Source organism: Streptomyces sp. NPDC044106 (assembly GCF_056433985.1).
The window spans coordinates 41,534-63,872 of sequence record NZ_JBWKFZ010000027.1 but is presented as its reverse complement, the minus strand read 5'-3'; the positions used below and the strand labels follow the sequence as shown (position 1 = coordinate 63,872).

The following is a 22,339-nucleotide window of genomic DNA, read 5'->3' as shown; positions in this document are numbered from 1 at the left end:
GTGGAAAGCTCAAAAAGCATGACGGGCGCCGCCGGAGCCGCCCCGCACCGGGCCCCCGCGCGTCCGCGAGCAGCCAGCATCCCCGAGGAGGTCTCAGGCTCCTCACCGTGCACGTAACCGGGAGGCCAAGGCATGGGCGACAAGGCGAACGCACACCCCGGAGCCGCCGGAAGGGCAGCATCGGCCGACCACCCCGCGTCCGTACGGAATGTGGTGCTGGTCGGCCACAGCGGCTCGGGCAAGACGACTCTCGTGGAGGCCCTCGCGCTGACCGCGGGGGCGGTGAACCGGGCGGGCCGGGTGGAGGACGGCACCGCCGTCTCGGACTACGACGAGATCGAGCACCGGCAGCAGCGCTCGGTGCAGCTCTCCCTGATTCCCGTCGAATGGGACGGGTTCAAGATCAATCTGTTGGATACCCCCGGCTACGCCGACTTCGTCGGGGAGCTGAGGGCCGGTCTGCGCGCCGCGGACGCGGCCCTCTTCGTCGTCTCGGCGTCGGACGGCGTGGACGGCGCGACCCGCATGGTGTGGGAGGAGTGCGCGGCGGTCGGCATGCCGCGGGCCATCGTGATCACCCACCTGGAGTCGGCCCGCGCCGACTTCACCGAGATGACCCGCACCTGCGCACAGGCCTTCGGCGGCGACGACCCCGATGCCGTCCTGCCGCTGTACCTGCCGCTCCACGGCGAGCAGGGCCCGGACGGCCACGCTCCGGTGACCGGGCTTGTCGGGCTGCTCTCGCAGCGGGTCTTCGACTACGCCTCCGGTGAGCGCAAGGAGTCCGAGCCGGGCGAGGAGCAGCTGCCGCTGATCGCGGAGGCCCGCGCCAAGCTGATCGAGGGGATCATCGCCGAGAGCGAGGACGAGTCACTCATGGACCGCTATCTCGACGGCGAGGACATCGACTTCAAGACGCTCGTGGACGACCTGGAGCGGGCCGTCGCGCGCGGCATCTTCCATCCGGTGCTCGCCGCCGCGCCCGCCGCCGAGGGCGCCCGTCAGGGCATCGGCACGGTCGAGCTCCTGGAGCTGATCACCGGCGGCTTCCCCACCCCGCTGGAACACCCGGCGCCGGCCGTGACCACGCCGGGCGGCGCGGCGCGGCCCGCGCTCACCTGCGACCCGGCGGGGCCGCTCGCCGCCGAGGTGGTGAAGACGGCCTCCGACCCGTACGTGGGCCGGATCTCGCTCGTCCGCGTCTTCTCCGGCACCCTGCGGCCCGACGAGACCGTCCACGTCTCCGGGCACGGCCTGGCCGATCGCGGCCACGAGGACCACGACGTCGACGAACGCGTCGGCGCGCTCTCCTCGCCCTTCGGCAAGCAGCAGCGCACGCTCACCCGGTGCGTCGCGGGCGATCTGGCGTGCGTGGCCAAGCTGAACCGCGCGGAGACCGGCGACACCCTGTCCGCCAAGGACGACCCGCTCCTGATGGCGCCGTGGGACATGCCCGACCCGCTGCTTCCGCTCGCCATCCAGGCCCACAGCAAGGCCGACGAGGACAAGCTCTCCCAGGGGCTCTCGCGGCTCGTCGCCGAGGACCCGACGATGCGGCTCGAACAGAACCAGGACACCCACCAGGTGGTCCTGTGGTGCCTGGGCGAGGCGCACGCCGACGTCGCCCTGGAGCGGCTGCGCAGCCGGTACGGCGTCCAGGTCGACGTGGTCGCGCACAAGGTCTCCCTCCGGGAGACGTTCGCGGGCAGGTCCAGCGGCCGGGGCCGTCATGTGAAGCAGTCCGGGGGCCACGGCCAGTACGCGATCTGCGAGATCGAGGTCGAGCCGCTGCCCGGCGGCAACGGCATCGAGTTCGTCGACAAGGTCGTCGGCGGCGCGGTGCCCCGGCAGTTCATCCCGTCCGTCGAGAAGGGGGTACGCGCGCAGGCCGCCAAGGGCGTCGCCGCCGGGTACGCGCTGATCGATGTGCGCGTCACGCTGACCGACGGCAAGGCGCACTCGGTGGACTCCTCCGACGCCGCGTTCCAGATGGCGGGCGCGCTCGCGCTGCGCGAGGCCGCGTCCGATGCCCGCATCCATCTGCTCGAACCGGTCGCCGAGGTACGCGTGCTGGTCGGCGACGACCACGTCGGCGCGGTGATGAGCGATCTGTCGGGGCGCCGCGGCCGGGTCGTCGGCACCGAGCAGGCGTCCGGCGGACGGACCTTGGTGAGGGCCGAGGTCCCCGAGATCGAGATCGGCAGGTACGCGGTGGATCTGCGCTCCCTCTCGCAGGGCACCGCGCGGTTCAGCCGTACGTACGCACGTCACGAGCCGATGCCCCCGCAGCTCTCCGAGAAGATCCGCGAACAGGCGCAGGACACCGCGTAGTTGACCGCGCCCCGCACGATCCGCCCGCCCACGGCCTCCCGGGCGGGCGGCATTCGGACACTCCCTCCCGGATGTCGGTGCGCCCGGATACGCTGATGACCTGATCAGCAGATGTGCCGGTCGGCAACAGGTGTGCCGGGCAGGGAAGTCGGGAAGAGCCGCAGCAGCGAAGGCGTCGCGGCGATGGGGGCGGCAGTGGCGGACGATGTATTCGACTTCAGGCCCGGGGCCCAGGTCCCGCTCTCGGGCACCGCTGGACAGACGGCGGCGACACAGGCCCTGGCCTCGGCGGCGTACCGCGACGGCGACGTCGACGGCATCCTCGCGGCCAACACCGAGTGGCACCAGTCGGAGGTGAAGCCCGGCCTCTTCTCGCTCTTCAAGCCGAATCTCGGCGAGGCCTTCGCGCGCACCGTGCAGGTGCGGATGCTGGGCGGCGGCCGCAGCCCGCTCATCCAGTCCTTCGGAATCGAGCCGCAGTCCGTCGTCGAGCACTGCCTCGCGGCGAGCCGCATCCGCAAGGAGCGCGACAGCTGGCTGACCGCAGTGACGGTCCTGTGCGGGGTGCTCTTCCTGCCGGGCATGCTCTTCTGGCTGCTCGTCTTCACCATCAGGCGGCAGGTCGCCAAGAGCGAGGACAAGCGCGCGGGCGCGCTCGCCACGGCCGTCCTGGTCGCGATGGGCGTGCTGGCCGCCCTCGCCCTGCTCAAGCTGCCCTTCGGCGGCTTCTGGGCCTGGTATCTGCGCGCGGCGATCGTGCTGCCCGTGGTGGGCTGGTTCTGGGCCAAGCAGATCGCCGAGCGCACCGCCAGGGACATGCGCGAGCGCTGGTCGAGCCTGCTCGCGGGCGGCGGCATCGGCGCCAAGATCCCCGAGGCGGTGCCGGGCAGTCCCGGCGAGACGGCCGCCGAGCGGCTCCGCCAGAGCCTGGCCAGGCTCTCCGCCGAGCAGCAGAGCAACTCCGTGTTCTACGCCGGGCCCAAGGGCATATTGGGCATGGGCACGCGCTGGGGCAGCTGGCAGCTGGCCGAGGAGCTGGTCCCCGCCGAAGAGGGCAAGGAGATCCACCCCTTCCGCAGCTGGGATGTCATACGTGCGGTGCATGACCAGCTGCGCATGCTGGAGCGTGGTCCGCTGCACACCGGCGGCTTCCCCACCCCGGACATAAAGCACTGGATCGTCTCCCCCATCGGGGAGAACGCCAAGGCGGTGGCGCGCCCCACCGGCACGGACGTCGAGGCCTTCCAGGTCCGCGGCCACGAGATACAGCGCATCTGCAACGAGCAGCAGTTCGGCAGCGGCAACCGCCACTACCTGGGCGTGCAGTTCACGCTCTGGGACGGCCAGCTGGTCATCACGATGCTGATCACGGTGACCGTGCTGCACGAGACGCTGCGCATCGAGGTCACGGGCCACGCCCTGGGTCCGGTGCACCCGCTGTTCACCACGAAGCCCTCGCCCAGGACGAAGACGGTCGCCAAGCCGATCAAGTTCTGGGAGACCACCACCCGCAACCTGCCGCTGATCGACGCCGACGAGGTGGTGCGCCTCGCGGTCCGGGCCCCCTTCACCTGGTATCCGCCGCTCCTGGACCACCTCGGCGGCCGGCTGGTGCTGCCGGAGCCCTTCGGCCTGCGGCACGCCTGGGCGGACAAGCCGTGGCGGCACCGCTTCATGGCCGACGACGCGCTGCGCGCCGCCACCCCCGTGCTGCGCGTGGTGCACTCGGCCGCGATCAAGGTGCTCGACGAGAACGGCGTGAACACGGAGAAGTTCGGCGCCCGTTCCGGCTTCCTCAGCGGGGCCATCCAGGACCCGATGCCGAGGAAGGCGGACGTGTACGACGCGTGAGGAAGGGGATGGCGGGCCGCACTCGGCCCACCATCCCCCGGTACCTCACCGGTGGCCCCTGCCGGTGCTACCGGCGCGGGCCGACGGTCAGATCGCCTGCCACAGGGCGGGGACGTTCGGCGGCTCCCAGCCCGGGTAGGCGGTGTGGCCCTGGATGCAGCGGTAGCGGACGCCGTCGTAGGTCACCACGTCACCCGTCTTGTAGGTGGCACCGAGCTGCCAGGTGGTCTCGCCGCCGCCCGGCACGGTGAGGGTGTAGGTGGTGGTGTGGACGGCCTGCCCGTTGCCCGTGAAGGACAGCGTGTAGGTGCCGGCCGCGGTGCCCGCCGCGACCTCTACGGTGGCCGTCGCGGACTCGCCGGAGAGCACCGAGTCCGGGCTGATGGAGACGCTCACTCCGGCCGGGGCCCCCGAGGCCGAGAGCGCCACCTTCTGCGCCGAGCCACTGGTCGTGGTGGTGGCGAGGGTGACCTTCGCGGAGGAGCCGGGCTGGACGGTGCCCGAGGCCGGGTCGGCGGAGAGGGAGAAGTCGTCCGTCGGGGCGGGCTTGTCACCGGCGGACGTCTTCCAGATCGCGTACGCGACCCCGTCCGAGCTGCGGTCCAGCGAGGTGGCGCTGACGTTGGCTGTGGTGTCGCAGGCGGAGTGGTAGCACGAGTCGTAGGAACGGCCCGCTGTGCCGCCCCACTTCGCCGCCTCGGCCGCGGACTTCGTCGCCGACGCGCCGGTGGCGTAGCCGGAGGTGGGGACGCCGACGCGCTGGAAGGAGGCGTCGTCCGAGCGGCCCTGCCCCTCGACGTTCTCCTGGGGTGCGAGGTTGAGGGAGGTCCAGTAGTCCCGCAACGGGACGGAGGCCGAGGAGTTCAGGTTGTTGATGAAGTACCCGGCGTTGCTGGAGCCCACCATGTCGAAGTTGTAGTACGCCTTGATCTTGGCGCGTTCCGTGGCCGAGAGCGAGCCGGCGTAGTAGTCGGAGCCGTTCAGGCCCTGCTCCTCGTCGGTCCACCAGGCGAACCGGACCCGGTTCTTCATGGCGGGGTTGTTCTGCGCCAGGGCCAGTGCGGCCTCCAGGATCGCGGCGGATCCGGAGCCGTTGTCGTTGATTCCGGGCCCTGCCGACACTCCGTCGAGGTGCGCGCCGAACATGTAGACGTTGTTGGCGTCGCCCTGCGGCCACTCGGCGATCAGGTTGTTGCCCGCGCCCGCGGTGCAGCCGGAGGCGCAGCTCTGCTCGGTGACCTTGTATCCGGCGCTCTCCAGCTTGCCCTTGACGTACGCGAGGGAGTCCCGGTAACCACCGCCGGTCGACCGGCGGTTGCCGCCGTTCTGCGAGGCGATGGTGTTGAACTGCGTCAGGTGCGCCCGCACCTTCTCCACGTCGATGTCCGGCGGTTGCGTCGGGTTCCCGCCGCCGCCCACGGTCAGCGTGTACTGGGCGGTGTGCGTCTTGGTGCCCGCGGTGCCCGTGACGGTGATCGGATACGTGCCGGGTGTGGTGGACGCCGACGTGGTGATCTTCATGGTGGCGTTGGAGCCGGACGTGACGGTCCCCGGGGTGAACGTGACGCCCACGCCGGTCGGCGCGCCAGCGGCGGTCAGCGAGATCTGCTGGGCGCTGCCGGTGACGGTCGTGGTGTTGACCGTGGCGGTGGTCGAGGCGCCCGCGTCGACCTGCCCCGCGGCCGGGCTGAGCCCGAGGGAGAAGTCGCTCTGCTGCCCTGAGCAGGTCGGGTCCCCGCTCTGGGCCGGGATGCTGATGGCGTCCCAGGCGGCCTTGGTGGCGTTGAACAGGTCGCAGCCCGCGTCCAGGTTCTTCGCCGCGGTGAGCGTCGCGGTGCGGTAGCGCTTGTACGTCATGCCGCTGGTCTTGAGCAGCATGGCGCCGTAGAAGATCTTCCCGGCGTTCTTGTTGCCCACGCCGGTCACCTGCTGGTTGTTGCAGGTGGGGCTGGAGGGCTTGCCGCCACCGGGGTTGGACCCCTCGGCGAGGAGATAGAACCAGTGGTTCAGGGGTCCGGCCGCCTTGTGCTCCTCCGTGTTGGGGATCGAGGCGGAGTAGCAGTTGGGGTCGTTGTTGACCCGGCTCGGGTCGTACATGTTGCGTATCGGGCCGCGCCCCTGGAGGTTGATCATTTCCCCGACGGTGTAGTCGGGGGTGTCGTAGGGGGCGGGTTCGTTGATGTACGCCTCGGTCAGGGCGCCCATGATGTCGCCGGTCGCCTCGCCCAGGCCGCTCTCGTGGTTCGCGCCGCCGGGGGTGTTGGAGTCCAGGCCGTGGCCGAACTCGTGGGCGACGACGTCGACTCCGGCGATCCACTCGTTGGCGCTGTTGTGGCCGATGGTGACGGAGGAGCCGTCCCAGTAGGCGTTGAGCTCGCCCAGCCCCACGCTCACCGGCCAGCTGCCGCCGTTGCCGTTGTGTCCGTTGCGGCCGAACCACTCCTTGAGCATGTTCCACTGCTTCTGCGCGGCGAACATCACGTCGACGCAGCCGGTCTCCCGGCTGGTGGGGTTGCCGGTACCCCAGTCGTCGGTCGCCTTGGTGAACACCCCGCCCTGGTAGCTCGAACACTGCAGGCCGGGACGGGTGGTGTCGCGCAGCACGTAGTTGCTGCCGGACCGTGAGGTGTCGATGGTCAGCGGGTCGGGGCCGTTCCACTTGCTGTGGCCGCTTCCCGCGCGTACGTCGTCGTAGGTGTCGATGACCTTGCCGGTGAGCGCGTTGACGAAGACGTGCAGCCTGCTGGGGTCGCCCGCCCTGCTCCGGCCGGTCAGCTCGGTCTCCCAGGCGAGCGCGGGCGCGTCCTTCCTGACCCGGATCACCAGGCGCTTGGAGTCGACCTTCTTGACCGAGGCCAGCTTCGTACGGCTGGTTTTGACCGCCTCGGCGGCCGTCACCTCGGCCTTGGTGGTGACCGAGATCCTCGCGTCGGTCGCGGACTGGACGGAGCGGACCCTGCCCTTGCCGTCGGCGAGGACCACCGCGTCACCGCCCACGACCGGCAGCCCGCGGTAGGTGCGTTCGTACGCGACCGAGTAGAGGTTCTTGGTCCAGGGGGTGACCTGGTGCCGGTCGTACTGCTCCTCGGGCCCCTTGGCGAGGGAGTCGAGGCCGCTGCGCACCGCCTTGTCGGCGGCGGCGACGGCGTTCGCGAGGGGGTCCGGTTTCCTGGCGGAGGGTGCGGTCTGCGCCGCCGAGGCGAGCGACACCGGGACCGTCACCCCCGCGAGTGCCAGGGCCAGGGTTATCCCGGCCGCTGCGGATCTTCTGAGCATCACGGCTCCTTGTGAGAGGTGTTGAGGCTCGGCTGGGCCAGGGGGAGCACGCGTGCGTCAGGCGGTGCGGTCGTGCCTGTCGTTCCACTTCCGGTCTGGCGGTGACATGACATCCTCATGGCTGGCGGAACCCTCACACCGGCCCGGCCCCCGGTCAATGGATTCCGGGCCTCCGGTACGCCCCGGCAAGAACTGGCAAGCGCGGCGGGACCGGTGGCACCGCACTCCGGCTCACTCCGACACCGCCCGCAGCCGCTCCCGGTACTCCCGGACCTCCGGCAGATCGCCCCAGTGCCCGGCGAGCCGGCCGTGCAGTCCGCGCAACTCGGCGGTGATCATCAGCTCCCGCGCGCAGACCGCCTCCTCCAGGACGGGCCGCGCCAGGGCGACCGCCGCGAGGGGATCACCGGCGCACGCCCAGCTGTCCGCGAGGCGCAGAGTGAGCAGCAGGCGCGTGGAACGCATGACGGGCGGCAGCAGTGCGTAGGACCTCGCGGTGGCCTCGATCGCGCGCCGGGCCACCGCCCGGTCCCCCGTCGCCACCGCGAGGTCGCGCAGCGCCCCGCCGATCGCCGACTCGATGCGCAGTACGCCCTCCGCGCCGCAGAGCCAGGGCGCTTCGAGGCGGTCGCGGTCGTCGAGGCGCGCGAACCTGCGCCGCGCCATCGAGATGTGCCGCCGGCACGCCGCTGCGTCGTGGCTCAGCGCGTACGCGCGCGCCTGGTACAGGTCGGCCAGGGTCGTCATCCAGCGCCGCTTGGGGTCCACCGCCCCGATGGCCTCCGCGTACACGAGCATCGACGCGGCGTCCCCGTCGAGCCGGACCAGGGTGGACATGTCGCTGAGGAGGGTCGCCCGGGCCTCGGCGTCCTGGGCGGCGTCCGCCCACCGCAGGCCGTGCCCGAACCAGGCCATGGCGACGCCGCTCTGCCCGCGCTCCATCCGCAGCTGCCCTGCGACCTGGGCGTACTGGGCGGCGAGCCGCAGCTGGCCGTACGGCAGCCGGCCCGTGGAGTTGACCGCTTCGGCCCAGCGGGCCACGCCGCGCAGCAGCCGTTCCACGGTGTGGGCGCACGCGCCGGTTGCGTGGACGAACGTCTCACGGATCAGCGAGGCGAGCACGGCGGTCAAGCAGTGCAGCAGCTCCGCCTCCGCGCCGACCGTCTCGCCGGGGCGGTCGTACGGCCTGCTCAGCCCGCTCAGCAGGTCCGTCACCGAACTCCGGTCGGGCGTCGCGCACCCAATCCTGCCGTGCAGCGGGCAGGCCAGGCCCTCGGCGGGCAGCCGCGCCGGCCACGGCTGCGCGGTCAGCGGGGCCTCTTCACCGGGGGTGTCCGCCCCGGGGATCGGGGAGAACAGCGTGGGCGCCGTCAGACGTGGGCCGGGCCCGCACGGCGACGGAGACCGCGCGGCGACGGCGGCGGCGAGCGATCCGCCGGCCCCCAGGACGGCGTCGAGCCGGTTCACCAGGTCGAAGGGCGGTTCCCGCAGCCCGCCCTCAAGCCTGCTGATGAAGCTGTGGTGGTAGCCCACCCTCCTGCCGAGCTGCAGCTGGGTGAGTCCGGCCCGCCGACGGAGCAGGCGCAACTGCCGCCCGAACTCCGCCCACCCCGGGTCGGCTGCCTGTGACATGCCGACGGACATGGCCCCTCCCTGACCGGGCACTCCGTGAAGCGAGTGTGGCAGGTGGGGCTACTGCTTCCAACTCTCCTTCTGCATAGGGGGGTTGGTGTTATGCAACGGTGTCGCCGCGCCGGTCAGCCGCCCGCGGGCCAGACGTCGGCGAGCATCTTCCGGGTGTCGCCGAGCAGCTGCGGCAGCACCTTGGTGTGCCCCACCACCGGCATGAAGTTCGTGTCGCCGCCCCAGCGCGGGACGATGTGCTGGTGCAGGTGGGCCGCGATGCCCGCGCCGGCCACGGCTCCCTGGTTCATGCCGATGTTGAAGCCGTGCGCGCCGGACGCGGTGCGCAGCGCCGTCATCGCCTGCTTGGTGAGCTCGCCCAGCTCGGCGGTCTCGGCCGCGGTCAGGTCGGTGTAGTCGGCAACGTGCCGGTAGGGCACGACCATCAGGTGGCCGCCGTTGTACGGGTAGAGGTTGAGCACCGCGTACACCTGCTCGCCGCGCGCGATCACCAGGCCGTCCTCGTCGGACTTGGCCGGGATGGAGCAGAACGGGCAGCCGTCGTCGGCCCCTGGGCCCGTGGGCTTGTTCTCGCCCTGGATGTACGCCATCCGGTGGGGCGTCCACAGGCGCTGGAAGGCGTCCTGCGTGCCGACTCCGATCTGCTGCTCCGGCTCACTCGTCATGAGATGCAGCATATGACTTCGCCCGTTCGTACCGTGTCGCCGGGGCGGACACCGGCGCCCACCGCGCCGAGGCCCGGCCGATGATCGACTACCGCCGAGAGGCCCCCGGGGAACACCCCGGGGGCCTCTCGCGCGGCGGTGCGGGAGCCGGTCAGACCTGCGACCGCTCCTCGACGACCTTCGCGATCTTCGCGATGGCCTCGTCGACGGGGATGCCGTTCTCCTGCGAGCCGTCGCGGTAGCGGAAGGACACCGAACCGTTGCTCATGTCCTCGTCGCCCGCGATGACCATGAAGGGCACCTTGGCCTTCTGCTGGTTGCGGATCTTCTTCTGCATCCGGTCGGACGACGCGTCGACCTCGACCCGCAGCCCCTGGGCACGCGCCTTCTCGGCGAACTCCTGCAGGTAGGTGACGTGCCCGTCACCGATCGGGATGCCGACGGCCTGCACGGGCGCGAGCCACGCCGGGAAGGCACCGGCGTAGTGCTCCAGGAGCACGCCGAAGAACCGCTCGATGGAGCCGAACAGGGCGCGGTGGATCATGACGGGCTGCTGGCGCGAGCCGTCCGCCGCCGTGTACTCCAGGTTGAACCGCTTGGGCTGGTTGAAGTCGACCTGGATGGTCGACATCTGCCAGGACCGGCCGATGGCGTCCTTGGCCTGGACGGAGATCTTCGGCCCGTAGTAGGCGGCCCCGCCCGGGTCGGGCACCAGCGGCAGGTTCTGCTTCTCGGCGGCGAGCCGCAGCGCCTCGGTGGCCTCCGCCCAGTCGGCGTCCTCACCGATGAACTTGTCGGAGTCGTCGCGGGTGGACAGCTCCAGCTCGAACTCGGTCAGGCCGTAGTCGCGCAGCAGGTCGAGGACGAAGGTCAGGAGCGTGTCGAGCTCCTGCGGCATCTGGTCCTTGGTGCAGTAGATGTGCGAGTCGTCCTGCGTGAAGCCGCGCGAGCGGGTCAGGCCGTGCACGACGCCGGACTTCTCGTACCGGTACACGGTGCCGAACTCGAAGAGGCGCAGCGGCAGTTCGCGGTAGGAGCGGCCGCGCGACTTGAAGATCAGGTTGTGCATCGGGCAGTTCATCGCCTTGAGGCGGTAGTTCTGCTCGTCGAACTCGATGGGCGGGAACATGCCCTCCGCGTAGTGCGGCAGGTGCCCCGAGATCTCGAAGAGCTTCTCCTTCGAGATGTGCGGGGTGTTCACGAACTCGTAGCCGGAGACCTCGTGACGGCGCCGCGAGTAGTCCTCCATGACCTTGCGGATCACGCCGCCCTTGGGGTGGAAGACCGCGAGACCCGGGCCGAGCTCCTCGGGGAAGGAGAAGAGGTCCAGCTCGGAGCCGAGCTTCCTGTGGTCGCGCTTCTCGGCCTCGGCGAGGAACTCCAGGTGCGCCTTCAGCTCGTCCTTCGAGGGCCACGCGGTGCCGTAGATGCGCTGGAGCTGCGGGTTCTTCTCGCTGCCGCGCCAGTACGCGGCGGCGGAGCGCATCAGCTTGAACGCGGGGATGACGCGGGTGGAGGGCAGGTGCGGGCCTCGGCAGAGGTCCTTCCAGCACAGGTCGCCGGTCTTCGGGTCGAGGTTGTCGTAGATGGTGAGCTCCCCCGCGCCCACCTCCGCGTCGGCGCCGTCGGCGGCCTGCGCGGCGTTGCCCTTGAGGCCGATGAGCTCCAGCTTGTACGGCTCGTCGGCGAGCTCGACGCGGGCGTCCTCGTCGGTGGTGACGCGGCGCGAGAACTTCTGCCCCCGCTTCTGGATCTCCTGCATCTTCTTCTCGACGCGCTTGAGGTCCTCCGGGGTGAAGGGCTCCTTGACGTCGAAGTCGTAGTAGAAGCCGTCCCGGATGGGCGGGCCGATGCCCAGCTTGGCCTCGGGGAACAGCTCCTGCACGGCCTGCGCCATGACGTGCGCGGTCGAGTGGCGCAGGATGTTCAGGCCGTCCTCGGAGGAGATCTCGACGGGCTCGACCTCGTCGCCGTCGGCCACGGCGTACGCCAGGTCCTTCAGCTCGCCGGCCACGCGGGCGGCGACGACGGTGCGCTCACCGGGGAAGAGCTCGGCGGCCGTAGTGCCCGGCGTCACCACGCGCTCTTCCCGCTCGGAATCGCGTTGGATGATCACACGGACGTCTGACACCGGTCTCTCCTACCTGAAAGGGGATGCGGCGCTGTTCCGTCGCGCACGCAAGAGCGATCGTACCGAGCCGGGGGCCCTCGCCGCGAAACGATTGTCCCGGGCCCTCGTACGCGACCCCCGCGACCCGGCGCTCCCCGTGAGCCGGCTCACTCCGCGTCGCACGCCCCCTCGAAGAAGTCGAGGTTCTCCTGGAGCGACTTCATCAGCCGGTCGCGCTCCGCGTCGTCCACCTGCACCGGCACCACGCCGCTCGCCCCGGTGAGCCTGCGGAAGCCGCCCCGGCTCTCCAGTCTGCCGTGCACCCGGATCGGCAGCCCGACCAGGTGCGCGTGGCCCGCGATGCGGTACGCCTCCTCGTCCAGGGTCATCCGCACGTGCGGCACGTCGGCGCCCGCGATCACCCGGATCCGTACGGCACCGTCCCCGCGCGCCGCCGAGCGCCGCATCCGCACCACGGCGCCGGTGATCCGCACCGGCACCGACGGCTCGTCACGCAGGTACCGGGCGCCCGCCTCACGCAGTACGGCCAGGTCGCCCGGTGAGAACTCGACGGGCTCGGCGCGCACCGCGCACCCCTCGGGCACCCCGGCGCCCGGCGCCCACTCCACCGCGACGCGCGCCCCCTCGGTGCCGCGCACCAGCGCGACGAGCGCCTCGGTCAGCTCATGGCTGACGCCCGCCTCGACCGCGCCGTCGAAGGCGTCCATGCCGCCGGTGGCACGCTGGTAGTCGACGGCCTCCCGGGCGGCGTACAGCGCCTGGTGCAGCCGGACCGCGAGCGGGCGGCCGGGCACGACGGGCACGAAGGCGGTGAGGCGCCGGCCACCCGTGGCGGGCCCCACCAGGACGTTCTCCAGCGAGGTGGCGGCGGGGCGGCGGTGCCGTGCGCCGTAGTACCCGGCCCGGCCGCGCGCCGCGAGTGCCCCGGCGAGCAGCATCTGCCGTGCGGCGGAGCGCAGTTGCTCCTCCGCCGGCCAGGTCGCGGTGTCCGCCGGCCCCACCGGTACGTCGCGCCACCAGTGGATCTCGTCGCTGGGCACGGCGAGTCCGACGAGCACGTCGCGTGCGGCGGGCGACACGCTGCGGGAGAGCGCTTCGAGGGCCTCGCTGATCAGGTCCTCGCAGTCGGGGAAGGCCCTGCTCTCGGGCACGAGCAGGCTGGTGCCCGCGCCGCCGGGGCCCGGCGGTGTCCACCGGGCGTACCGTCCGGGGGCGCCGCCGCGGCGTTGCCAGCCGTGCCGGGCCAGCAGGGCGCCGAGCACCACGGGGTCGACGAGGGCGGGGTCGACGAGGGCGGGCTCGGGCGTCCGCGGCCACTGGCCGTCGGCCGGGGCAGGGGGCGGGACGGGATGCGGGCGGGGAGCAGGCCGGGGCTCGTCGTGCTCGAAGGAGCGGTGCATCAGGGTCTTCCTCCCGTCCCGACGCGCGTCATGATCTCGCAGAGCGCGCGGTCGTCGAAGATCCGTGAGGTCGGGACGCGCACGGTGGTCCTGCGCCGGCCGGTCACGGGGTGCCCGGCGAGGTTGGTCCAGTAGCAGCAGTGCCGCAGGTCGAGCCGGTCGTGCCCGGCGCGCAGCCAGTCGTCCCGGGAGCGCGGCACGACCATCACGACCAGGATCTTGTGGACCGAGACGGGTGTGCGGGCGAGCTTCACCAGGTGCGCGTTGTCGAGCGTGAAGGAGAAGGCGGGCCCGGCCGGGTTCGGCGGTATCTGGTACGTGCACTTGAGCTGGACCTTGATGGTGACCTCGTCGTCGACCGTGTGCCCGGGGGCACTGTGGCTGACGTGCCAGTCGATGCCGTTGTCCGGGAAGGGCTGGGAGAGCGAGCATCCCGCGGCCGCCGCGACGGCGTGCAGGTAGCCCACCTGAAGGGTCTCCATACAGGCGGTGGTGGCGAGTGTGCCGCGCGGCGGTGCGATCCGCTCGGGCAGCAGCCCACCCTGTTCGGGCTGCGCGAGCGCCATGTCCAACTTGCCTTCCGAACCGGGTAGTTCTGTGCTCGGGGCGTCGGTTACGAGGTCCCGTACCTCTGTTGTCTCCGGGCTGCGTACAGCGCAAACGGCCCGGGTATCACCAGCGTGGGCAGGGGACCGAACGTCATCTGCCGGAACTGATCGAGGAGTTGCGTCACCATGACGTGCTGGTACGAGGGCCCCTTGGCCGCATTCGACACGGAGACCACGGGCGTCGACGTCGAGACCGACCGCATCGTGTCGGCCGCCGTCGTCGTCCAGCAAGGCGCGGGCACCCGGCCGCGCATCACCCGCTGGCTGGTGAATCCGGGCGTTCCGGTGCCCGGGGCCGCCACCGCGATACACGGACTGACGGAGGATCATCTGCAGCGCACCGGCCGCTGGCCGTCGCCGGTGATGGAGGAGATAGCGCGCGATCTGGCCGAGCAGAGCGCGGCGGGCCGGCCGATCGTGGTGATGAACGCGCCGTTCGACCTGACCATCCTGGACCGGGAGTTGCGCAGGCATCGCAACTCTTCGCTGAGCCGCTACATGGAGGGCTCGCCGCTCTGCGTGATCGACCCCCGCGTCCTGGACAAACATCTGGACCGCTACCGCAAGGGCCGCCGCACCCTCACCGATCTGTGCGCGCAGTACGAGGTGGAGCTCGCGGACGCGCACGACGCGGCGGCGGACGCACAGGCCGCCCTCGACGTGGTCCGCGCGGTGGGAAGGCGTTTCGCGACGCGTCTGGAGCGTCTCTCGCCGGCCGAGCTGCACACGCTGCAGGCGGTCTGGCACGCGGCTCAGGCGCGCGGCCTGCAGGCGTGGTTCGCGAAGAGCGGTGAACCGGAGACGGTGGATCCCGCGTGGCCGCTGCGGCCCGAACTCTCGGCGGCCGCCTGAGCGTCGACGGCACGCGCGCCGGGGCGCGCCAGGGCAGGATGGCGCGGACCGGGGCGGCGAGCCCGCCGCGAGACGATCACGGCATGAAAAAACCGGTCCGTCTGGTGACGGACCGGCATTCTCCGGGTGGGCGATACTGGGTTCGAACCAGTGACCTCTTCGGTGTGAACGAAGCGCTCTCCCACTGAGCTAATCGCCCGGGAACGCATCGAACAATACAGGTCCGGGCGCCCTTCCTTCAAACCGCTTCGGGACGGCCCTTCAAGCCGCCGCGAGACGGCCGGCGAGACCCCGCCGTCCGGCGCGCATCATCAGTGCGTGGTTGAGCAGGAAGAGCGGGCGCCCGGGGACGGCGAGGCGGCGCATCAACCGCCTGCGCACGACGACCTCCTGGTCGTAGCGGGCCCGCGCCCCGCCGGGTGCGGCCCGCACGGTCCAGCGCGCCCACCCCTCCAGATCCCCGCTCATGTCGATCTCGAGGATCCCGGCGGCGGGGTCGCGGCGCCGTTCCCGGGCGGTGACGACGAGGTCGTACGGGAGGAAGGACCGGAAGCGGGCGACGCCGCTGACGTCGTCGACCGGTGTCACCTCGCGCACCTGCGGCCACCACAGCGGATAGTCCTCCACGCGCTCCAGGGCGGCGTACACGTCGGCGGGCGCGCCGGGCAGATCCCAGACGCTGCGGAAGCGGTAGTGGCACCAGTCCATGGGGGCAGTCTGCCGGAAGTACGGGATTCGGCCGGGCGCCGCCGGGCGGGGTTCAAGGACCGCGCCCCTCACGCCGGTTGCGGAATGCGCTCAACCGAATGCACTGATTCCGGGGCCGGTCGGCCGGACCCGCCATGGGCCCGACATGTGGACCCGTCAATTCCCTAATAGGGCGCGGGAATACGAGAACGGCCCGGAGGCTAAAAAAGCCTCCGGGTCGTAATCCGGGGTGGGCGATACTGGGTTCGAACCAGTGACCTCTTCGGTGTGAACGAAGCGCTCTCCCACTGAGCTAATCGCCCCGGGCGCACGGAGAACATTACCGCATGTCAGCGGGTGCTCCCGACCGCCTGCGAACCACCCGTCGGTCACTCCTTGATCTTCCACGGCATGGTGATGCCGAACTTCCACACGTAGACCGCGACGAGCACCGCGACGATCACGAGGCCGATGGTCGTCAGGATGATGTTCCGGCGCCGCACCTTGGGGTCGAGCGCGCGCTGCGCGGCCTCGGTGACCTTGCGCTTCGTCCAGCGGAGCACCAGCTGGGCCCAGACGAACTCGGTCGCCCATATCGCCATGCCACCGAAGATCACCAGCCAGCCCGGGCCTGGCAGGGGCAGCATGATGATGCCCGCGACGACGACCGCGAGGCCCACGACGAAGACGCCCACCTGCCAGCTCAGGTGCAGCGCCCGGCGGGCCTGGATGAACTCCGGCGCCCGCGAGCCGAGCGGCTGTTCGGGCTTGACTACGGCGGTCGGATCCGTGACCCCCGCCGGGTCGTTACTCTCCGTATTCATGCGGCCAAACCCTACCGGACGGAAACCCGTCACCGGAATGGGCGCACGGATGGGTGGGACAAGCCGCCATACAGGGCGTCTAAAGACACGCAAAACGCTCAGAGGGGTTTACAACGGCACCGTAGGTGGCATGTCGATTTCGCCGACGTGCGAATCCCCGAGCGCACACTGAGCGAAAGGCCCTGGCGCTTATGAACACCACGGTCAGCTGCGAGCTGCACCTGCGCCTCGTTGTGTCGAGCGAGTCCTCACTGCCTGTACCCGCAGGACTGCGGTATGACACGGCCGATCCCTATGCCGTGCACGCCACCTTCCACACCGGAGCCGAGGAAACCGTCGAGTGGGTGTTCGCCCGCGACCTCCTCGCCGAGGGCCTGCACCGGCCCACCGGTACCGGCGACGTCCGAGTCTGGCCGTCCCGGAGCCACGGTCAGGGCGTTGTCTGCATCGCCCTGAGCTCACCTGAGGGCGAGGCTCTGCTCGAGGCCCCGGCGCGGGCCCTGGAATCATTCCTGAAGCGAACGGACGCAGCCGTGCCACCCGGCACGGAACACCGCCATTTCGATCTCGACACGGAGCTCTCTCACATCCTGGCCGAGAGCTAGCCGCCACAGGACGCGTCGAGAACCGCACCACGCCGTCCGACTCGGGGCGACGGCGCAGGCAGTCACGACACAACGACACAAGGCGAACAGATGCAGCACCGGCGCCGTCGCCGCGGGCTTTCCGCGGCGACGGCGCCGGTGCGTCCCGTGGGTAAGCCGCTAGCATCGGCCAGCATCGGCGGGCACCGTTCCCCAAGCTCTCCCTGAGCGGGGAAGGCCCCACTACCTCCAGGCCAGGGAGCGAATCGTGCTGATCACCCACGACACCCGGTGTTCTCTCGACTCCGCGGTCGATCTGGTGAACACCGCACCGGAGACGAACGGCACGGACGGGCTCGCGAACGTGGCGGCACTCGGCGAATTCGTGCGGAACCACGACGTGAGCGATGTCGGGACGCTCACGGACCAGGATCTCGCGGACGTCCACCGCATCCGCGGCCGCTTCGGGGAGGTCTTCGCCCATCCCGAGCCGCGCACCGCCTCCGCGATCCTCAACGAGCTGATCGCGTCGGCGGGCACCACGCCCCGGCTCACCGACCACGACGGCTACGACTGGCACATCCACTACTTCGCGCCCGGCGCGTCCGTCGCGGACCACCTCGCGGCGGACTGCGGGATGGCCCTGGCCTTCTTCGTGGTCGCCGGTGAGCAGGAACGGCTGCGGCGCTGCGAGGCCCCGGACTGCCGACACGCCTTCGTCGACCTCTCGCGCAACCGCTCCCGCCGTTACTGCGACAGCCGCACCTGCGGCAACCGCCTGCACGTCGCCGCCTACCGCGCCCGCCGCCGGGAGGCCGCGGGCCAGGGCAGCCCCCAGGGCGCTCCCCAGGGTGCCCCCTAGAGCAGCAGCAGGTCGTGCAGAGAGGCCAGCAGGATCAGAGTGCCGATCACCGCCAGGAAGATCATCAGGGGTGGCTGGGAAAGGGCGAAGAGACAGCCCTGCCGTTCCTCGTGGCCGGTAGGCCCTCCCGCTTCGCCGGTGGGCCGCTTCGCTTCGCCGTCGGGGCCGTGCCGCTCGGCGTCGGCAGGTCGCCGCTCATGGGCCGGTGCCGCTTGCCTGCCGTCGTCCGGCGGGGCGGCATCGCCCTCTGTGGTGGTGTCCAGCATCTCGCGGTGATGATGACGCAGCATCGCGACCCGTGCGTACCAACACGCCCGGTCAAGGCGGCAGTTCGCCGGATCCCGTGAACAGGCGAAAGCCCAGCGCCCGGGGCGTTCCGCCCATGAGTCACGGGCGTGTCCCCGCAGGACTCGACGGCACCGTCCGCACTCGAACGAGGGAGCCGCTCATGACCATGGAACGCAGCCCCTGTTGACGACGGCGCTCGGCGCCGCCTCTCTCGCGGCGGTCCCGTCGGATGCCGTGCTCTTCAGATGCCGTGCTTCTTCAGATGCCGTGCTTCTTCAATATCGCCTCGATGTCGCTGAAGTCCTCCGCGGGGGCGGCCTTCCGCGGTTGCGCCGCGGGGCGGCCTGCGGCCTGCCGGGTGCTCGCGCCGAGTGAGGGCGCCGACGCCGCGGGGGCCACCGCCTCGCGCTGCGCGGCCTTGGCGGCCCTGCGCTCCTTGCGGGTGCCGCCCGTACGGCGCTCGATCGCGCGCGTGCCCAGGAACATGAGCCAGGCCACGCCGAGCACGCCGAAGCCGACCCACGCCTTGAGGCTGAACGCCGTATCGGCGGCCCAGCCGACCACGCCCGTCATCACCAGGCCCACCGGCACCAGGGAGTACGCGGCGAGGCGGGCCGCGGCGAGGAAGCGCTTGCGGTAGGCCGTGACCGCGGCGATGCCCAGCCCGGCCGCGGATACGGCGGAACAGACGGTCTCGGCAATCATCCGGTCCTCCAGGCATGCAGGCGTACGTCGGGAAATGACGCTGTCGTCCCTTCCATCCTGCACCGGGTGGGCACCGCGGAGCCATGTCCCGGCGGGACCTCAGGGACATTTCCGGGTCTTCTCGGGGTCGGGCCTCCTCCCCAGGTGCCGGTCGCGCCGGCGGCCCGTCCCGGTTGGGATGCGGGTCAGGGGGCTGAAAGACTGTGCCCATGACCGACTCCTCCGCCGACCGCCCCGCCCGCCCCGTCGTCCTCGACGTCTGGTGCGAGCTGCAGTGCCCCGACTGCCGTACCGCCCTCGACGACGTGCGCGCCCTGCGCGCCCGCTACGGCGACCGCGTCGAGCTGCGCCTGCGGCACTTCCCCCTCGAGAAGCACAAGCACTCCTTCGCCGCCGCCCAGGCCGCCGAGGAGGCCTTCGAGCAGGGCGAGGGGTGGCCCTACGTCGAGGCGGTGCTCGCCAGGGTCGAGGAGCTCGACCGCGCGGGTGAGCCCCATCTGGTGGACACCGCCCGCGAACTCGGCCTCGACGCCGAGGAGTTCGACACCGCCCTGATCGACGGGCGGCACATCCTGATCGTCGACGCCGACCAGGCCGAGGGCAAGGCGATCGGCGTCACCGGCACCCCGACGTACGTCGTCGACGGCGAGCGGCTGGACGGCGGCAAGAGCCAGGACGGGCTGCGCGAGCGCGTCGAGGAGATCATCGACCGGCTGCTGGCGGCGGACGCGGGCTAGCCCGACCCACCCAGACCCGCCCTAGTGCAGCGGCTTGCAGAGGAAGTGCGTCGCCGGTTCGTACCCCAGTGACTCGTACAGGCGCAGGGCCGGGGCGTTGTCCGCGAAGACGTTGAGGGCCATGCGGTCCCGGCCGGCCGCGCGGGCCTGCTCCTGCGCGACGAGCATCAGGGAACGGCCGTGCCCGTGTCCGCGGTGCTCCGCGCCGACCTCGACGTCGTAGACGTACGCCTCGCCGTCGGCCACGGAGAGCCACAGCGTGCCCACCTCGTCGCCGTGGTGGGTGAGGACGCTGAGCCGGACGTCGGGCGTGGCGGGGCCGCGCGGGAGTTTGCGGGCGTGGTCGGCATCGGACTCGGCGTACGCCTCGGCCTCGGGGACCCCACGGTCCATCCAGGCGCGCGCGTGCCGCTCCTTGGTGCGCGTCAACCACCTCGCGTACTCGGCGTCGGTCATCGGCCGCCGGCCGGTGCCCTCGGGCAGCGCGGGAGCCTCGTCGCCGAGCGGCTTCGACATCTGCCGGCTGCGCTCGACGTATCCGAGGGCCGCGGCGAGCCGCAGGGCCGCGGTGGCGGTGGCGGGGACGGCCGCCTCGATGCGCGTGCAGCCCCAGCCGCGCGCCACCTCCTCGGCGGCCAGCGCCGCGACGACGCCACGGCCGCGCCGCCGGTCGGGCTCCGCGATCCGCAGGTCACGGACGCAGCAGACGCGGGGGCCGAAGGTCTCGTGCGTGGCCAGGCTGATCGACCCCACAGGCCGGCTGTTCACGCAGACGTCGTACGTGCGCGCCTTGGCGCCGTCGGCGCCCTGCTGGAGCGGCCCGGTCGGCCGCAGGGTCGTGGTCATCCCTGACGTTCTACCCGCCCCGCGCCCGCACCGTCACCGGGGTTTTCACCGGGGTTTCAAGGAGGGCCCCACCGGTTCACGGATCGAGGTCGTCCGCGGCACGCTCCTCGAAGATCCGCATCGCCTTGGCGGTCACCGGGCCGGGGGTGGCGGCGAGTTGGCGCCCGTCGACGCGGTGCACCGCCTGGACGTCGCGCAGCGTCGACGTCAGGAAGACCTCGTCGGCCCGCTCCAGGACGTCCAGGGGCAGATCGCTCTCGCGCGCGCCCGTCCACTCGACGGTCAGCGCGCGCGTGATGCCCGCGAGGCACCCGGAGGCGACCGGCGGCGTGTGGATCTCGCCGTCGAGGACGACGAAGACGTTGGACCCGGTCCCCTCGCAGAGCTGTCCGACGGTGTTCGCGAAGAGCGCCTCCGAGGCGCCCGCTTCTCTGGCGCGGGCCAGGGCCACCACGTTCTCGGCGTACGAGGTGGTCTTCAGGCCGGTCAGCGCGCCGCGTTCGTTGCGGGTCCAGGGGACCGTGATCACCGCGGTGGTGTCGGGGCGCCGCGGGGCCTCGCCGAGCGCGACGACGAGCGTGGTGCTCTGGTCGCCGCGGTCCGAGCCGAGCGGTGAGAGCCCACCGGTGTAGGTGATCCGCAGCCGTCCGAGCGGGAGCGGATTGGCGGCCAGGACGGCTTCGCAGGCGTGGCGGACCTCGTCGAGGTCCGGCTCGGGCAGCCCGAGACCGCGCGCCGAGCGCGCGAGGCGGGCCAGGTGGCGGGTGAGCGCGAAGGGCGCGCCCTCGACCGACTTCACCGTCTCGAAGATGCCGTCGCCCACCGTGAGGCCGTGGTCGAGCACGGAGACACGGGCGGAATCGAGGTCCTGCAGCCCGCCATTGAGCCATATCTTCACGTTGGGGTTCCTCCACTCGCTGCGTAGGTCCCCGACGCTACCGCCAGCAGCCGCGCGGCCTTCAGCTCGGTCTCCCGCCACTCCCCCTCGGGGTCCGAGCCCCAGGTGATGCCCGCTCCGGTCCCGAAACGCAGCATGCCCGCGGCCCGGTCGATCCAGAAGGTGCGGATGCCGACGGCGAGCTCACCGGTGCCCCGGTCGGCGTCCACCCAGCCGATGCCGCCGCAGTACGGGCCGCGGGGCGCCCTCTCCAGTTCGCCGATGATCCGCAGGGCGCTGGACTTCGGGGCGCCGGTGACCGAGCCGGGCGGGAAGGCCGCGCCGAACAGCTCGGACCAGCCCGCTCCGGGGCGCAGCTCGCCTGCGACGGTGGAGACGAGGTGGACGAGGCCGGGGTGCTTCTCGACGACGCAGAGGTCGGGCACGGTCACCGAGCCGGTGGCGCAGACGCGTCCGAGGTCGTTGCGGACGAGGTCCACGATCATGACGTTCTCGGCGTAGTCCTTCTGCAGGAGGTCAGCCTCGGTCCGTCCCGTGCCCTTGATGGGACCCGACTCCACCGTGCGTCCCGCGCGGCGCAGGAAGAGCTCGGGCGACGCGGTGGCCACCTCGACGCCGTGGCCGGGCAGCCGGATCGTCCCGGCATACGGAGCGGGGTTCCCGCGCGCGAGCAGTGCGGTCAGGGCGTCCACGTCGGCAACGGCGGGGACGGGTGCGGAGAGCACGCGGCAGAGGTTGGCCTGGTAGACCTCGCCCGCGGCTATGTACGCCCGCACCCGGCGTACGCCTTCCAGGTACGCGGCCCGGTCGAGGGACGACGTCCAGGCGTCGATGCCGGGGCCGCGCCACCCGCCGGGGACGGGGGCGGGCACGGCCTCCTCGCGCACGTCGTCGAAGCGGGCGCAGACCAGGCCCCCCTCGAAGTCCGCGGAGACCGCCCAGAAGCCGGTGGAGTCCAGGGCCGCGGGATCGCTGGTCACGTCGCGGAGCCCGGTGGCCACGCGGCCGCCGAAGCGCGCCATGGGAGGGAGCGCGGAAGGTGGGGTCTGAGGGGGGTTGTGCACGGCTTTGAGTCTATGACCGGTGTCCCGGCACCGCCCTGGCCAGCGACAGCGCAGCACGCTGCGCAAACGCGTTTTTGTACTGGCCC

At 71.5% G+C, this 22,339-nt stretch carries 19 protein-coding genes and 2 tRNA genes; 6 read left to right on the top strand and 15 right to left on the bottom strand.

What is annotated here, in order from left to right; translation table 11 throughout:
- The first annotated feature begins 132 nt into the window (after positions 1–132).
- Together AC07DI_RS34460 and AC07DI_RS34455 are read left to right on the top strand one after the other, a co-directional pair.
- Positions 133–2,331 (top strand): elongation factor G-like protein EF-G2, encoded by a 2,199-nt coding sequence (locus AC07DI_RS34460; protein ID WP_384262185.1) that lies wholly within the window; start codon positions 133–135, stop codon positions 2,329–2,331.
- Between the two features lie 183 nt (positions 2,332–2,514).
- Entirely contained in the window at positions 2,515–4,182 is a 1,668-nt protein-coding gene (locus AC07DI_RS34455; protein ID WP_478908577.1) for a hypothetical protein, read from the top strand.
- An 87-nt stretch (positions 4,183–4,269) separates the two neighbouring features.
- Here AC07DI_RS34455 and AC07DI_RS34450 read toward each other — a convergent pair whose 3' ends face one another.
- From AC07DI_RS34450 to AC07DI_RS34425, 6 genes are all read right to left on the bottom strand, one after another.
- Positions 4,270–7,458: a M20/M25/M40 family metallo-hydrolase gene (locus AC07DI_RS34450; RefSeq protein WP_478908575.1), complete on the bottom strand. Its 3,189-nt coding sequence runs from the start codon at positions 7,456–7,458 to the stop codon at positions 4,270–4,272.
- A 231-nt stretch (positions 7,459–7,689) separates the two neighbouring features.
- Positions 7,690–9,102 (bottom strand): helix-turn-helix domain-containing protein, encoded by a 1,413-nt coding sequence (locus AC07DI_RS34445; RefSeq protein WP_478908573.1) that lies wholly within the window; start codon positions 9,100–9,102, stop codon positions 7,690–7,692.
- 113 nt (positions 9,103–9,215) lie between these two features.
- The gene (locus AC07DI_RS34440) at positions 9,216–9,779 is read right to left on the bottom strand and encodes an HIT family protein (protein WP_384262196.1); all 564 of its coding nucleotides are present in this window, start codon (positions 9,777–9,779) and stop codon (positions 9,216–9,218) included.
- A gap of 139 nt (positions 9,780–9,918) precedes the next feature.
- Positions 9,919–11,898, bottom strand: coding sequence for a threonine--tRNA ligase (gene thrS / locus AC07DI_RS34435; protein WP_478908571.1), 1,980 nt, complete (start codon positions 11,896–11,898; stop codon positions 9,919–9,921).
- A 146-nt stretch (positions 11,899–12,044) separates the two neighbouring features.
- A complete protein-coding gene (locus tag AC07DI_RS34430) occupies positions 12,045–13,301 on the bottom strand; it encodes a hypothetical protein (protein ID WP_478908619.1) in 1,257 nt (418 codons plus the stop codon).
- On the bottom strand, positions 13,298–13,864 hold the full coding sequence (locus AC07DI_RS34425; RefSeq protein ID WP_384262202.1) for a DUF4365 domain-containing protein: 567 nt from the start codon (positions 13,862–13,864) through the stop codon (positions 13,298–13,300). The genes AC07DI_RS34430 and AC07DI_RS34425 overlap by 4 nt, the downstream gene beginning before the upstream one ends.
- Positions 13,865–14,032: 168 nt before the next feature.
- On the opposite strand from AC07DI_RS34425, the gene AC07DI_RS34420 reads away from it, so the two are divergent.
- On the top strand, positions 14,033–14,758 hold the full coding sequence (locus AC07DI_RS34420) for an exonuclease domain-containing protein (protein ID WP_478908568.1): 726 nt from the start codon (positions 14,033–14,035) through the stop codon (positions 14,756–14,758).
- Positions 14,759–14,885: 127 nt separating this feature from the next.
- Here the strand turns inward: AC07DI_RS34420 and AC07DI_RS34415 are convergent.
- The 4 genes from AC07DI_RS34415 to AC07DI_RS34400 form a co-directional block, all read right to left on the bottom strand.
- Positions 14,886–14,957 (bottom strand) — tRNA-Val (locus AC07DI_RS34415).
- Positions 14,958–15,019: 62 nt separating this feature from the next.
- The gene (locus tag AC07DI_RS34410) at positions 15,020–15,466 is read right to left on the bottom strand and encodes an SRPBCC family protein (RefSeq protein WP_384262206.1); all 447 of its coding nucleotides are present in this window, start codon (positions 15,464–15,466) and stop codon (positions 15,020–15,022) included.
- Positions 15,467–15,696: 230 nt separating this feature from the next.
- Positions 15,697–15,768: transfer RNA gene (locus AC07DI_RS34405), tRNA-Val, on the bottom strand.
- Positions 15,769–15,834: 66 nt separating this feature from the next.
- Entirely contained in the window at positions 15,835–16,269 is a 435-nt protein-coding gene (locus AC07DI_RS34400; protein WP_478908566.1) for a TIGR02611 family protein, read from the bottom strand.
- Positions 16,270–16,460: 191 nt separating this feature from the next.
- On the opposite strand from AC07DI_RS34400, the gene AC07DI_RS34395 reads away from it, so the two are divergent.
- Together AC07DI_RS34395 and AC07DI_RS34390 are read left to right on the top strand one after the other, a co-directional pair.
- Positions 16,461–16,874 carry an SsgA family sporulation/cell division regulator gene (locus tag AC07DI_RS34395; protein WP_003959770.1) on the top strand — a complete coding sequence of 138 codons (414 nt, stop codon included), beginning with the start codon at positions 16,461–16,463 and terminating at the stop codon, positions 16,872–16,874.
- Positions 16,875–17,121: 247 nt separating this feature from the next.
- On the top strand, positions 17,122–17,715 hold the full coding sequence (locus AC07DI_RS34390; protein ID WP_478908564.1) for a CGNR zinc finger domain-containing protein: 594 nt from the start codon (positions 17,122–17,124) through the stop codon (positions 17,713–17,715).
- Here AC07DI_RS34390 and AC07DI_RS34385 read toward each other — a convergent pair.
- Together AC07DI_RS34385 and AC07DI_RS34380 are read right to left on the bottom strand one after the other, a co-directional pair.
- Positions 17,712–18,005 carry a hypothetical protein gene (locus tag AC07DI_RS34385; RefSeq protein ID WP_478908620.1) on the bottom strand — a complete coding sequence of 98 codons (294 nt, stop codon included), beginning with the start codon at positions 18,003–18,005 and terminating at the stop codon, positions 17,712–17,714. The two genes, AC07DI_RS34390 and AC07DI_RS34385, sit on opposite strands and share 4 nt — an antisense overlap.
- A 256-nt stretch (positions 18,006–18,261) precedes the next feature.
- The gene (locus AC07DI_RS34380) at positions 18,262–18,708 is read right to left on the bottom strand and encodes a hypothetical protein (RefSeq protein ID WP_478908562.1); all 447 of its coding nucleotides are present in this window, start codon (positions 18,706–18,708) and stop codon (positions 18,262–18,264) included.
- 209 nt (positions 18,709–18,917) lie between these two features.
- Here AC07DI_RS34380 and AC07DI_RS34375 point away from each other — a divergent pair, with 209 nt between their 5' ends.
- Positions 18,918–19,445: a DsbA family protein gene (locus AC07DI_RS34375; RefSeq protein ID WP_384262649.1), complete on the top strand. Its 528-nt coding sequence runs from the start codon at positions 18,918–18,920 to the stop codon at positions 19,443–19,445.
- A 21-nt stretch (positions 19,446–19,466) separates the two neighbouring features.
- On the opposite strand, the gene AC07DI_RS34370 is transcribed toward AC07DI_RS34375, so the two are convergent.
- From AC07DI_RS34370 to AC07DI_RS34360, 3 genes are all read right to left on the bottom strand, one after another.
- On the bottom strand, positions 19,467–20,291 hold the full coding sequence (locus AC07DI_RS34370) for a GNAT family N-acetyltransferase (protein ID WP_478908560.1): 825 nt from the start codon (positions 20,289–20,291) through the stop codon (positions 19,467–19,469).
- 76 nt (positions 20,292–20,367) lie between these two features.
- Complete coding sequence (locus AC07DI_RS34365) at positions 20,368–21,189, bottom strand: aminotransferase class IV (protein WP_478908558.1); 822 nt, start codon at positions 21,187–21,189, stop codon at positions 20,368–20,370.
- Positions 21,186–22,211, bottom strand: coding sequence for a chorismate-binding protein (locus AC07DI_RS34360; protein ID WP_478908617.1), 1,026 nt, complete (start codon positions 22,209–22,211; stop codon positions 21,186–21,188). Before AC07DI_RS34360 ends, AC07DI_RS34365 begins: the two co-directional genes overlap by 4 nt.
- Positions 22,212–22,339 lie beyond the last annotated feature (128 nt).

Excerpts from the sequence above, each read along its gene's own strand:
- AC07DI_RS34375 (WP_384262649.1), top strand. The coding sequence starts at position 18,918 with ATGACCGACTCCTCCGCCGACCGCCCCGCCCGCCCCGTCGTCCTCGAC.
- AC07DI_RS34460 (WP_384262185.1), top strand. The coding sequence starts at position 133 with ATGGGCGACAAGGCGAACGCACACCCCGGAGCCGCCGGAAGGGCAGCA.
- AC07DI_RS34380 (WP_478908562.1), bottom strand. The coding sequence starts at position 18,708 with ATGATTGCCGAGACCGTCTGTTCCGCCGTATCCGCGGCCGGGCTGGGC.
- AC07DI_RS34450 (WP_478908575.1), bottom strand. The coding sequence starts at position 7,458 with ATGCTCAGAAGATCCGCAGCGGCCGGGATAACCCTGGCCCTGGCACTC.
- AC07DI_RS34370 (WP_478908560.1), bottom strand. The coding sequence starts at position 20,291 with ATGACCACGACCCTGCGGCCGACCGGGCCGCTCCAGCAGGGCGCCGAC.
- AC07DI_RS34440 (WP_384262196.1), bottom strand. The coding sequence starts at position 9,779 with ATGCTGCATCTCATGACGAGTGAGCCGGAGCAGCAGATCGGAGTCGGC.
- AC07DI_RS34420 (WP_478908568.1), top strand. The coding sequence starts at position 14,033 with ATGACGTGCTGGTACGAGGGCCCCTTGGCCGCATTCGACACGGAGACC.
- AC07DI_RS34360 (WP_478908617.1), bottom strand. The coding sequence starts at position 22,211 with ATGGCGCGCTTCGGCGGCCGCGTGGCCACCGGGCTCCGCGACGTGACC.
- AC07DI_RS34385 (WP_478908620.1), bottom strand. The coding sequence starts at position 18,005 with ATGCTGCGTCATCATCACCGCGAGATGCTGGACACCACCACAGAGGGC.
- AC07DI_RS34395 (WP_003959770.1), top strand. The coding sequence starts at position 16,461 with ATGAACACCACGGTCAGCTGCGAGCTGCACCTGCGCCTCGTTGTGTCG.
- AC07DI_RS34410 (WP_384262206.1), bottom strand. The coding sequence starts at position 15,466 with ATGGACTGGTGCCACTACCGCTTCCGCAGCGTCTGGGATCTGCCCGGC.
- AC07DI_RS34425 (WP_384262202.1), bottom strand. The coding sequence starts at position 13,864 with ATGGCGCTCGCGCAGCCCGAACAGGGTGGGCTGCTGCCCGAGCGGATC.
- AC07DI_RS34400 (WP_478908566.1), bottom strand. The coding sequence starts at position 16,269 with ATGAATACGGAGAGTAACGACCCGGCGGGGGTCACGGATCCGACCGCC.
- AC07DI_RS34455 (WP_478908577.1), top strand. The coding sequence starts at position 2,515 with ATGGGGGCGGCAGTGGCGGACGATGTATTCGACTTCAGGCCCGGGGCC.
- AC07DI_RS34445 (WP_478908573.1), bottom strand. The coding sequence starts at position 9,102 with ATGTCCGTCGGCATGTCACAGGCAGCCGACCCGGGGTGGGCGGAGTTC.